Here is a 10,961-nt window from a genome sequence, read left to right as displayed (position 1 = left end):
ACTGCTGCATAATACCGATCATATTCCAAACTAGCCATAGATTATTCATAAATTTATGCCATTGTCACGATGGAAAAAAGAAGTAAAGGATTATATTTTTCTTAGATCACTTCCCAATCCCCTTTGGGTGAAAATCAAGCCTATTCATAGGTTTTCATTAAAATCGCCGTGAATTATAAAGCCTTTCTTTTGATGTGCTGCGACAGGTTGTGTCATAAGGGAAAATTTTTTTAATATGATGAAGGGGAATAGCGATTCGGAGAGATTAAATAAAGGAGCGGAAAACGTGATAAAATCCGACCGCTCTTTTCGTGCTATTTTTATTTTATGCCCAAAAGTGACTTATTAATTTGATGGTGGATGAGAGTTGTCAAGTACGTTTTGTCTAATTTGATCAAAATCCGTTCGGCGTAGTAGTTTGCCGTCTTCAAAGAGTATTTCTAATAAATCATCACTAAAATCATCTTTTGTGGTTAAGCCGTCAAGATAGGTATCGTAAGAAAGGACTTTAACACGACCTTTTTGGGATTTTTTTAAGCCGTTATCGGTTTTCGGATTCTTAAAGATTGCTTTTTCTTCCCCATTAATCGTGATAGAGGTGGCTTTAATGGCGAATCCTAAGGTATCACGCGTATTACGCTGATAGGTTTGCGCCCCAACACCAAACACAATATTGCTTGAAGCAAAGCCTTTGGCTTTCAGCCCCTCTAAAATTTTCACCATTTTTTCATAGGTCACACCATCGCCATAAATAGCACCGATATGAGGATCGAGAACTTTGTAACCTTTCTGATTCACCGTGCCACCAAAAATATCCCATAAACAGGCAATTAGACCTTTACGCTCATGCTCGGTATCAGCCGTAGGATCGCCACAAATAATGGCAAAAAAATCACCGCTATCAGGGCGAATCACCAAGCGGGCGTTTTCCGGTCTTGCCATAATTTCCGCTTTTAATAAAGGTAAATTAACGGTAATGTTATGCCAAAAATCTGTCGTATCCGACACAATAGATAACATATTATTCGGAAATTTTGCCATTAAATAACGAAATGTAGGCAATTCATCAATACCATGCGAACTCATCACAGAATGTTCTGATGCCGGGATTGATGTGCCAATTAGCCCCTTTGAACCGTAATAGGTTTCAATGAAAGAGATCGCAGGAATCGTATCCGTACCTAAAAAAGCGGTTAAATGACCGGCGCCTGATGTTTCCGCTGATTCTAAAGAACCCATACCACGCATTGAGAAATCGTGAGATTGAAATGGAACGTGATCTTGGTTATCACAGGTTTCCTCCGCAAATTTAACCAATGCGCTCCGATAAGCAAATGCCATAGACGCTGAGGTCATCGGCTGCCAAAGGGAGACATTAATGAGCGTTTCTAAATAGTTAGTCAGCCAAAAGAAATCAGGATGGGTGTTTTCAATCGTCATCACCGGGACTTTAATTGCTACGGTTTTTCCTTCAGGAATGGCTTTAATTCGGATGGGTAGGTAACCTAGCTCGTGTAACTGTTTAATGTGTTCCCCTGTGTCATCCAACTGCAACGTCTTTTTAATGAAGGCTGAATATTCGGAAACAATGTCATCTTTATCCCGAGAAAAGAAGTTGTCATTAAAATAATGGATTAAATATTTCGTAATAAATGCTTGGAAACCAAAGGATACCACCTTTGTTAAATAAGGCGCGTGTTTATTACTACGGGGCGTAAATGTGCTATAAAGAATTTGTGAACCTTCAGGATACATCAGTCGGTGGGATGTTTTGTAAAAATCACATAACAATGATGGTATAGCGCTAGCACGACTATAATGATTTAATAGATTACTCATAAAATTTATTACCCTAGTTACAATCTAAGTGAGTTTTTTGGTTGATACCAAATAAGAAGCGGTTATTTCTTATCATAGAATATAACCGCTTTCAACATTTAGCTAAATATTTGTCTTGTCATAAATGGTATTTTAGTGATCGAGATAGAGATAATTTTTCCAACTATTCATTCTCAATAAGATTTTACGCATCATCGCAAGATGGTGGGTGTGTTCGGTATAAACTGCCGCCTCAGCGGTTGCACCGAAAGGTAGCTGATATTCATCCATCTCTTCCGTAAGTTCAAGCAACACAAGAGGCATGGCCTGTTCATCAATGAATTTACGGGTGTAGGTTGTGCCGTTTGCTTGCACTTCACTTTCCCCAATCGCCGGTAAAATGGCTTTTACTTTAGCGGGAAAAACTTTTCCGGGAATGGCAGGAAAGGCTAACTCTGCATCATCACCGGGTTTTAAACGCAAGAGGGAATTTTGGCGAAAAGCAGCAACAAATTGGCGTTTTTGTTCGCCAATAAAAGTCATCACCGGACGAATGGCTAAACGCCCAGCCATCATCCCTTCTTGTAAAAATTGTTGTGAAACATAACCATCAGAAGGCGCACGCACAACGGTTGATGCCAAATCAAACTCGGCACGTTCAAGGGCGGCTCGTTTCGCTGCAACAGTAGTATTTTCACCATTAATGTTGGAATTGAGTAATTTTTCTGCTTTTTCCAGCTCGGCAATACGGGTTTCATAAGTGGCTTTGGCACTTAAGGCTTCACGGGTTTTAATTTCCGCTTCTAATTGGCTTACCCCTTGTGTTGCCACCAGTTTTTTATAACGTTCCGCTTCCCTTTGCTTTTGCAACATCGTCAATTTCGCTTCTTCTAAGCGGGCTTTCGCCGCATTCACATCCAGTTGCAAGGCGGTGGCGGCTTGAATAGCATTTGCTAATTCCGCTTTCTTCGCATCCACATCCGCTTGATAAGGCGTGGGATCAAGACGAAATAACACCTCCCCTTTTTTGATCCGTTGGTTCGGTGCAAATTGATTCACTTCAATCACTCGACCTCGAACCTGTGGCACAATAGGGGTCGAAACATAATATTGTGTCGCTAATTTGGTATGGGGATGGTTATAATTCATAAACAACAACATTGAAACCATTAATACCACGCCACCCAAGATAGCGGTTGGCACTGTCCACTTATTTAAAGGAATTTTAAAGAGTTTAAAAATCCCCACACAAAGCGAAGCGTAAATAATTAAAATCATTAATTCCACCTTTTACTCCTCGCTTTTATGTTGCTTGTTTTCTAATTGGGCTAATTTTTGTGTTAAGCCCTTCAATTCCTAACGTAATGTTGCCAATTCGGTTTCTAATTTTAGGTTCTGCTTTTCCAATTCAGGAAGCTGTTTGGTGAGATTTTCTACACCTAAAAACAGTGCTTTTTCTTTTTGACGATTGCCATTTCCCCAACCATTTTCTTTATGCCATAAAGTTGCCCAAATCCAAAGGAAAGGCCAGATCACATGCAAGGTAAATAAACTCACCCACCCGGCATAGTGAATTGCCTCTAAATGAGGATGATTGCGTTTTTTGGCAATTTCATAAGGAATATCGTGAATAGCGATCACCGCATAAAAAATCACAATACAGGCAAATAAGAGAAAAAATAAGGCTAAATAATCCAACATAGCTGCTCCAAATATCGCTGTTTCTGCATTGCTGCCTAAACAGCTCATATAATGTAAAAAGTGCGGTGAGATTTTTCTCTGTTTTTTTAACCGAAAAATCCTACCGCAATTTTAAAGGTTGGCAGGTGACTGCCTAATCATTAAATGGTGCGTTTTACTTCAACCACTTCAAAGACTTCGATTTGGTCGCCCACTTTGACATCATTGTAGTTTTTCACGCCGATACCACATTCCATATTGCTACGCACTTCAGCCACATCATCTTTGAAACGGCGAAGTGATTCCAATTCACCTTCAAAAATAACCACGTTGTCACGCAACACACGGATTGGGTTATTACGTTTAACGATTCCTTCTGTCACCATACAGCCGGCAATCGCACCAAACTTCGGATGACGGAAGACATCACGCACTTCTGCCAAGCCAATGATTTCTTGTTTGAATTCAGGCTGTAACATACCGCTCATGGCCGCTTTGATTTCGTTAAGCAATTCATAAATGATGGAATAATAACGTAAATCAATATTTTCGCTTTCAATCACACGGCGGGCTGACGCATCGGCACGCACGTTAAAACCTACCATAATCGCATTGGAGGCTGCCGCTAATGTCGCATCGGTTTCTGTAATTCCCCCCACACCGGAGCCGACCACTTTCACTTTGACTTCGTCTGTTGAAAGTTCGTGTAAGGCTTGAACAATGGCTTCCACCGAACCCTGTACGTCTGCTTTGACGATCACATTCAATTCTGCCACATCGCCTTCCGTCATATTGCTAAACATATTTTCAAGTTTCGCTTTTTGTTGACGGGCAAGTTTGACTTCACGGAATTTACCTTGACGATATAATGCCACTTCACGCGCTTTTTTCTCATCACGCACAACAGTCGCTTCATCACCGGCAGCCGGTACACCGGAAAGCCCAAGTACTTCCACTGGGATAGATGGCCCTGCTTCCTCAATTTCTTTACCATTTTCATCACGCATTGCACGCACACGGCCATATTCAAAACCACAGAGTACAATATCGCCTTTGCGTAATGTACCGGATTGCACCAAGATTGTCGCCACCGGGCCTCGACCTTTATCAAGGTAAGATTCAATCACCACACCACTTGCCATACCGTCTTTTACAGCGGTTAATTCAAGCACTTCAGATTGAAGAAGAATGGCATCTAACAATTCATCAATTCCAAGACCTTGTTTTGCAGAAACCGGTACAAATTGAACATCGCCACCGAATTTTTCTGAAATCACCTCGTGTTGGAGCAATTCTTGCTCAACACGATCAGGATTCGCTTCCGGTTTGTCAATTTTGTTTACTGCAACCACTAATGGCGCACCTGCCGCTTTGGCGTGCTGAATCGCTTCAATGGTTTGAGGCATCACACCGTCATCTGCCGCCACCACAAGTACTACGATATCGGTCACTTTCGCACCACGAGCACGCATTGAGGTAAAGGCGGCGTGTCCCGGTGTATCAAGGAAAGTGATCATTTTGCCATCGTCCATTTCCACATGGTATGCACCAATGTGTTGGGTAATGCCCCCAGCTTCACCGGCTGCCACTTTCGCTTTACGGATATAGTCAAGCAAAGAGGTTTTACCATGATCAACGTGACCCATAATGGTCACCACCGGTGCACGGGTCACTTTTTCTGCATTCACATCACGATCGCCAAGTACTGCTTCTTCCAGCTCATTTTCATTACGAAGAATCACTTTATGACCAAGTTCTTCTGCCACTAATTGTGCGGTTTCTTGATCAAGCACTTGGTTAATGGTAACCATCTCGCCCATTTTCATCATCATTTTAATGATTTCAGTGGCTTTAATCGCCATTTTGTTGGCAAGCTCTGCAACGGTAATGGTTTCGCCAATTACTACATCAGCTTTAGCCACTTGAACCGGTTTGGTGAACGCCTGCTGTAATGCCGCCCCTTTCTTACCGTTTTTACCTTTACCTAATTTTCCTTCTTTTTGGTTTTTACGGTTAGATTCACGCTCATTTCGATTATTTTTGCTATTATCATCATCACGACCGCCTTTTTTCGCTTTGGCGACTTTATTTTTTCCACGACCACGATTTTCATTACGGCGCTCTTCTTCATCTTCCGCCTCAAGAGCATATTTTGAGCTTAAATGATAATCCGAATAATCTTCTGAAGAAGATTCTTCATCCTCATCATCCCTTTCAGCATAACGTTTGGCCTCTTCCGCTGCTTGACGGGCTTGCTCTTCTGCTTTTTGACGAGCCATTTCTTCTGCTTTACGGCGTAATTCGGCCTCTTCTGCTTTGCGTTTCTCTTTTTCCACATCAACAGATTTAGGTTTAGTTTCGACCGCACTTTTGGCTGCTTTTTCGGCTTTTGCTTTTTCCGCTTCCGCTTTGGCTTTTTCTGCTTCTAGGCGTGCTTTTTCTTCTGCGGCTTTCTTTTCAGCGGCTTTTTTCGCTTCCAACTCTTGTTGTGCTTTTAATTTTGCCGCTTCTTCCGCTTTCTGTGCTGCATCGGTTTTCACCGTTCTTTTTTTACGCACTTCCACTTGAACCGCTTTACTTTTACCCGCCGTTGTAGTGCTGCTCACCGTGGTTTTCGTTCTGCGTTGAATACTTAATTTTTTTGGTGCTTCACCATCCGCTTTTTTTACTTCATCTGTCATTATTTATTCTCCTTATTCTTCACTGAACCAACAAATATTACGCGCAGCCATAATCAAGTCTGCGGCTTGTTCGGCAGTTAATTCTTCAATATCCGCTAAATCATCAACACCTTGTTCGGCAAGTTCTTCAAGGGTCGTAATTTGTTTTTCGGCTAATTTGAAGGCAATGTGACGGTTCATTCCTTCTAGATTTAATAATCTTTCTTCAATATTGGCTTTTTTCAATGCTTCTTCTTCCGCCACGGCTGTCGCTGTAATGGCATTTTTTGCACGAGTTTGAAGCTCTTCGACAAGATCTTCGTCTTCTAAACCATCAATCGCCGTTAATTCACTCACTGGAACATAAGCAATTTCTTCTAAATTGGTAAAGCCTTCCTCCACAAGAATTTGGGCGAATTCTTCATCAAGTTCCAACGCATTCATAAATAAATTTAATGCTTTATTATCTTCTGCTTGATGTTTTTCATTAAGCGCTTCCGTGCTCATCACATTGAGTGTCCAACCGGTTAATTGTGTGGCTAAACGAACATTTTGCCCATTACGTCCGATGGCTTGTGCCAGGTTCGCCTCATCAACGGCAATATCCATAGAGTGAGTATCTTCATCCACAATGATTGAGGTAACATCTGCCGGTGCCATGGCGTTAATCACAAATTGCGCCGGATTATCATCCCAAAGAACGATATCAACACGTTCACCGCCAAGCTCATTGGTAATTGCTTGAACCCGTGCGCCACGCATACCTACGCAAGCCCCAACCGGATCAATACGCTTATCATTCGATTTCACCGCAATTTTCGCACGAGAACCCGGATCACGGGCTGCACCACGAATTTCAATCATCTCTTCGCCAATTTCCGGGACTTCAATACGGAATAATTCCACCAACATTTCCGGTTTTGCCCGTGTCACAAATAACTGTGATGTTTTGCTTTCCGGTGCGACTTTATAAAGTACACCACGCACACGGTCACCCGGACGGAAATTTTCACGTGGAAGCATATCTTCACGCAACATCACCGCTTCCGCTTTATAGCCTAAATCTAAAATAATGCTCTCACGGTTGACTTTTTTCACCGTACCGGTAACGATTTTTCCTTCCTCAGAACGGAACTGCTCAATCACTTTCGCACGCTCTGCCTCACGAATTTTTGTGCTGATCACTTGACGTGCCGTTTGCATCGCAATACGGTCAAAAGTAATAGACTCAATTTGATCTTCAACATAATCACCTAATTGAATATTTGGATCTTCAAATTGTGCAGCATCTAGTGTCATTTCTTTTGTTGGTACTTTGACTTCATCCACCACCAACCAACGGCGGAACGTATCAAATTCCCCGGTCTTTGGATTAATTGAAATACGAACATCTATTTCATATTCATATTTTTTCTTTGTTGAAAGAGCTAATGCGCTTTCTAGTGCTTCAAAAATTTTCTCACGTGGTAATAACTTTTCATTTGATACAGCTTCAGCCGCCAATAAAATTTCTTTACTCATTTTTTCTTTTCCTCCTTTTAGAATTTTGCAATAACGTTCGCTTTTTGAATGTTACCAAATACAAAAACCTGTTCTTGACCTTCAACCACCAAGACCAACATATCATTTTCAATGCGTTCCAATTTACCTTGCCATTTGCGGCGATCCATCACCGGAATACGCAAATGAATAGCGATATCTTGTCCAACATAGCGTTCGTATTGATTTAAAGTAAATAATGGGCGATCTAAACCCGGTGAAGACACTTCAAGATTGTATTTATCCGCAATCGGATCTTCCACATCCAAAATGGCACTCACTTGGCGGCTGACATCCGCACAATCATCAACGGTAACGCCTCCCTCTTTATCAATAAATAAACGGACTGTCATAAAGCGGCCTGCACGCTGACATTCAATGCCCCAAAGTTCGCATCCTAAATCTTCAACCGCCCCTTCAAGCATAGTTTTCAAATTTTCTTCTAATGTCGCCAATTTCCTACTCCTGTTAATGGGATTACGCCACGACTACAATGCTTTGTTTATCCACAGATCGCATTGAATTTTAGGCGTAAAAAAAGGGTTAGGTTCATTGAACCTAAGCCCAGTTTTTAAATTTTTCGTACAAAAAAACCCCAAATCTGGGGTTCCTTTACTGAACTTTTTATTGGTTGCGGGGGCCGGATTTGAACCGACGGCCTTCGGGTTATGAGCCCGACGAGCTACCAAGCTGCTCCACCCCGCGTCCGAAAGATGTGGCGTATTATAGTGAGCTACATCAAAAGATCAAGCACTTTTTAAAAATCTTCAAAAAAATTTCAAAATTTTAACCGCACTTTAATTAAAAACCAAATCCTGTACCAAGTCCGACACCTACACCGACCCCATTACTGCCGCCTCCGACACCAATACCTCCACCAACAGAACAAGCACTGACAACAATAGCGCATAATAAAGCCAAGAGCATTTTTTTCATTATTTTTCCTTTAATGTAATAATTCAAATAAACGGTAAATCGCAATCAGATCTTTCTTAGCAATCGGTTTAAAAGGTAATAATAAATAATAAACCCAGCTAAAATGAGATAAATAATTTTGCATTAATTTCCAATCTTTCGGATTACAATGGGTTTGATAATAAGCCGCTGTTTCTTTTACCAATGCATCAGAAATACTTGTTTCACGACATAAACTATGAAAGAAAAACAACATATCCCGCACAATCAACCAATCTTTATTTTGGCTATTTGAACGTGATTCAAAATCTAAAAAAGTGACTTTGCCATCATTCCAAACGATATCCCTGACCGCAGGACGCCCATGCACCAAACCTTCCCGATGTAGCCCAATTAATGCTTGGCTTGCATCAGAAAGAATCAAATACTTTTTATCTTCAGAAACATTTAAATTATCAACCCATTGAGAAATGCTACTTCCCACATCTTCAAGAACAAAAAAATCGTTACCATAACAAATCACTTGAGGTACAGGTGCGTTTTGTTTTGCTAAGGACAAAAGCGTTTCTAATTCACGAGTAAATGATGTCTTAGGATGAGGTTTTAAAAGCAACCAAATACCAGATAATTTTTCCGGTTGCTTCAACCAATAATCTTTTCCGCCTTCATTAAATTTAAAGATTCGTTTTCCTTTTTGCTGTTCTAAAATACGCATAATCTTTGCGTGAAATTCAGCATTTGTGTTGGAATTTATCACAACATCACTCCAAATAATTATTTTATGGTATAGTGCCCTTACATAAAAAGCACGGTATTCTACGGCTTTATTTTAATCCTTTCAACTTGTAGGTGTTTTATGAAAATTTTCACTCAATTTTTAACGTTATTATTGGGCTTTTCTGTTTTTTCCACAGTGCAAGCTTCGCCTTTTAGCATCACCGAAGAAAAAATCAATCAATATCTCTCAGAAAAGGCCACAATCCAAGATAAATTCAGTTTTCCCGGGTTATTTTCGTTAGATTATCAATTAAAAGATCTCCGCACCCGAATTGGGCGTGGTGCGGAAAAGCGTGTTGAAATAAGTGGGATTGCGGAAGGATTATTTAAACTGGGTAATAAACAATTTCCCGCTAAATTAAACCTGACATTTGATACCATTCCCTACTATGAACCGGAAAAAGGTGCGGTTTACCTGCGAGATTTACGTATCTTACGTTGGTCCGGTGAACCTAATGAATATATGGAGCAATTACAAATCGCTATGCCGTTTTTAAGTGAAAGTATTTCTGCATTACTTTCTACCCTCCCTATTTATACCCTTGATGAAAGTAATATTCGAGATGTCTTAATCAAAAAATTTGCTAAAGGGATCAAGATTGAGCCGGGTATTTTAGAACTTGAGACTAACGTTTTATAAAGATACTCAAAATAAATCCCATTGTTGATGAGGCAGCTCATCGACTTGGGTTTTCATTTCAAAGCCAAAAGGTAGCAAAAGCGCCTTGAACATCGCAATATTATAAAATGAATGACTTTGTGTGGTATTTTGGAAATAAATAAACAGTCGTTCAAACCGATCTTTTTGTTGAACAACTAAATTTGCGATTTCGGCAAGTTCATTTTCGGTATAACGATAATTGTGCCGTGCTTGAGCAGAATTTTCACGCCACCAGTTCCCATTGCGACCGTGTAAGCGCAAATAGCCTGTATTTTGATTGATGTTTAGTTGAAATAGCGGCAATCCGATATTGGGCGGATAATCGACATTTCCCCAAATTAAATTGGGCTGTCGGCAAAATGCCTCAAACACTGCCTCACAATGCCAGCTAGGATGACGAAATTCTACTGCCATCGGATAATCCGTGAACCATTGAGCCAATTCCGCTAAATAGCGACGATTATTGAGGTTACGTTCAAAACGATGGGGAAATTGTAAAAATAACGCAGCAAGTACTTGTTGTTCAACTAACGGCTGTAATGCATTTAGAAACTGTTTAGCACTTTCCCTTGTTGCCACTCTAGTATGACTAAAATCTTGGTTCAATTTAATGGAGAATTGCAATTTTCCATCAGATTTTTCCAACATTCCTTGCACCGTTTTCAATCCAATAGGGGCGTGAAAACTACTATTGATTTCTACGGTATCATAGTGGCGACAATAATGGGTTAAAAAATCCTCTTTTGCCGTTCCTAAAGGATAAACTGTACCGAGTAAATCCCTATCAGCATAACCGCCTGTTCCAATATAAATATGAGACATTTAATATTTTCAATAAGAATCGGGATGTTTATTGTAAGAAAGAGAATGACATTTTAAAACGAAAGGTGAAAAGGGCTTGAAAACCGAAT

General features: G+C 40.5%; 10 protein-coding genes and 1 tRNA gene. 1 reads left to right on the top strand and 10 read right to left on the bottom strand.

The window, feature by feature from the left end:
* Positions 1–345: 345 nt before the first annotated feature.
* The 9 genes from BKK50_RS03290 to BKK50_RS03255 form a co-directional block, all read right to left on the bottom strand.
* Complete coding sequence (locus tag BKK50_RS03290) at positions 346–1,839, bottom strand: nicotinate phosphoribosyltransferase (protein ID WP_077415285.1); 1,494 nt, start codon at positions 1,837–1,839, stop codon at positions 346–348.
* Positions 1,840–1,971: 132 nt separating this feature from the next.
* Positions 1,972–3,096: an HlyD family secretion protein gene (locus BKK50_RS03285; RefSeq protein ID WP_244149410.1), complete on the bottom strand. Its 1,125-nt coding sequence runs from the start codon at positions 3,094–3,096 to the stop codon at positions 1,972–1,974.
* Positions 3,097–3,174: 78 nt separating this feature from the next.
* Positions 3,175–3,567 carry a DUF3302 domain-containing protein gene (locus tag BKK50_RS03280; protein WP_425272386.1) on the bottom strand — a complete coding sequence of 131 codons (393 nt, stop codon included), beginning with the start codon at positions 3,565–3,567 and terminating at the stop codon, positions 3,175–3,177.
* Positions 3,568–3,659: 92 nt separating this feature from the next.
* Positions 3,660–6,179 (bottom strand): translation initiation factor IF-2, encoded by a 2,520-nt coding sequence (gene infB / locus BKK50_RS03275; protein WP_077415279.1) that lies wholly within the window; start codon positions 6,177–6,179, stop codon positions 3,660–3,662.
* Between the two features lie 12 nt (positions 6,180–6,191).
* Positions 6,192–7,679, bottom strand: coding sequence for a transcription termination factor NusA (gene nusA, locus BKK50_RS03270; protein WP_077415277.1), 1,488 nt, complete (start codon positions 7,677–7,679; stop codon positions 6,192–6,194).
* Between the two features lie 17 nt (positions 7,680–7,696).
* Entirely contained in the window at positions 7,697–8,152 is a 456-nt protein-coding gene (gene rimP, locus BKK50_RS03265; RefSeq protein WP_077415275.1) for a ribosome maturation factor RimP, read from the bottom strand.
* A 173-nt stretch (positions 8,153–8,325) separates the two neighbouring features.
* Positions 8,326–8,402 (bottom strand) — tRNA-Met (locus BKK50_RS03260).
* Between the two features lie 96 nt (positions 8,403–8,498).
* Positions 8,499–8,633: a hypothetical protein gene (locus BKK50_RS13030; RefSeq protein ID WP_256843261.1), complete on the bottom strand. Its 135-nt coding sequence runs from the start codon at positions 8,631–8,633 to the stop codon at positions 8,499–8,501.
* A gap of 10 nt (positions 8,634–8,643) precedes the next feature.
* Positions 8,644–9,327 (bottom strand): RIO1 family regulatory kinase/ATPase domain-containing protein, encoded by a 684-nt coding sequence (locus tag BKK50_RS03255; protein ID WP_077415287.1) that lies wholly within the window; start codon positions 9,325–9,327, stop codon positions 8,644–8,646.
* Between the two features lie 141 nt (positions 9,328–9,468).
* Here BKK50_RS03255 and BKK50_RS03250 point away from each other — a divergent pair, with 141 nt between their 5' ends.
* Entirely contained in the window at positions 9,469–10,029 is a 561-nt protein-coding gene (locus tag BKK50_RS03250; protein ID WP_077415273.1) for a YceB family lipoprotein, read from the top strand.
* Positions 10,030–10,035: 6 nt separating this feature from the next.
* Here the strand turns inward: BKK50_RS03250 and BKK50_RS03245 are convergent, their stop codons facing one another.
* Positions 10,036–10,872 carry a DUF72 domain-containing protein gene (locus tag BKK50_RS03245; protein ID WP_077415271.1) on the bottom strand — a complete coding sequence of 279 codons (837 nt, stop codon included), beginning with the start codon at positions 10,870–10,872 and terminating at the stop codon, positions 10,036–10,038.
* Positions 10,873–10,961 lie beyond the last annotated feature (89 nt).

The organism is Rodentibacter rarus (assembly GCF_001998965.1).
Lineage (GTDB): Bacteria > Pseudomonadota > Gammaproteobacteria > Enterobacterales > Pasteurellaceae > Rodentibacter > Rodentibacter rarus.
Note: the sequence above shows the minus strand (reverse complement) of the source record. Positions and strands in the feature narration are given on the sequence as shown.

Coding starts and splice junctions, on each gene's coding strand:
- BKK50_RS03245 (WP_077415271.1), bottom strand. CDS start 10,872: ATGTCTCATATTTATATTGGAACAGGCGGTTATGCTGATAGGGATTTA.
- BKK50_RS03285 (WP_244149410.1), bottom strand. CDS start 3,096: ATGATTTTAATTATTTACGCTTCGCTTTGTGTGGGGATTTTTAAACTC.
- nusA (WP_077415277.1), bottom strand. CDS start 7,679: ATGAGTAAAGAAATTTTATTGGCGGCTGAAGCTGTATCAAATGAAAAG.
- BKK50_RS03280 (WP_425272386.1), bottom strand. CDS start 3,567: ATGAGCTGTTTAGGCAGCAATGCAGAAACAGCGATATTTGGAGCAGCT.
- infB (WP_077415279.1), bottom strand. CDS start 6,179: ATGACAGATGAAGTAAAAAAAGCGGATGGTGAAGCACCAAAAAAATTA.
- BKK50_RS03290 (WP_077415285.1), bottom strand. CDS start 1,839: ATGAGTAATCTATTAAATCATTATAGTCGTGCTAGCGCTATACCATCA.
- BKK50_RS13030 (WP_256843261.1), bottom strand. CDS start 8,633: ATGAAAAAAATGCTCTTGGCTTTATTATGCGCTATTGTTGTCAGTGCT.
- BKK50_RS03255 (WP_077415287.1), bottom strand. CDS start 9,327: ATGCGTATTTTAGAACAGCAAAAAGGAAAACGAATCTTTAAATTTAAT.
- BKK50_RS03250 (WP_077415273.1), top strand. CDS start 9,469: ATGAAAATTTTCACTCAATTTTTAACGTTATTATTGGGCTTTTCTGTT.